The organism is Bacillus cereus group sp. BfR-BA-01492 (assembly GCF_022662815.1).
Lineage (GTDB): Bacteria > Bacillota > Bacilli > Bacillales > Bacillaceae_G > Bacillus_A > Bacillus_A cereus_BD.
Window position 1 is genome coordinate 1 of record NZ_JAKUEH010000064.1, and the last position, 377, is coordinate 377.

Genomic DNA, 377 nt, shown 5'->3' on the forward strand with positions numbered 1-377 from the left:
GAGTCATATATACATAACTTACAAGTGACAGAAAAAGAATTACGGCGCATTGCCAAAAAGTTTCGTCAAGCAGATGAGGAATATCAGAAGAAACAAAAAGAGAAAGTAAAAGAAACTCCGAAAAAAGAAAAGAAACATGAAAAATCATGGTGGGAAAAAGGATTAGAAGGCGCAGCTGAATTTTTCGGTGTAAATGATGTGATTAGAGCAGTTACAGGGAAAGACCCCGTCACTGGTAAAGAATTATCGGGAAAAGAAAGACTCATTGCCGCGGGATGGGCGCTTTTAAACTTTGTCCCAATTGGAAAAGCTGTAAGTCTAGTTGGAAAAGGAATAAAATATGTAGTTTCTGGTTTCGGCAAGACGATTGTAAAGGT

1 protein-coding gene is annotated in these 377 nt (G+C 37.9%); it reads left to right on the top strand.

The window, feature by feature from the left end:
- Positions 1–377 (top strand): pre-toxin TG domain-containing protein (locus tag MR063_RS21605; protein ID WP_242201341.1); only part of this gene is annotated, 377 nt, incomplete at both ends.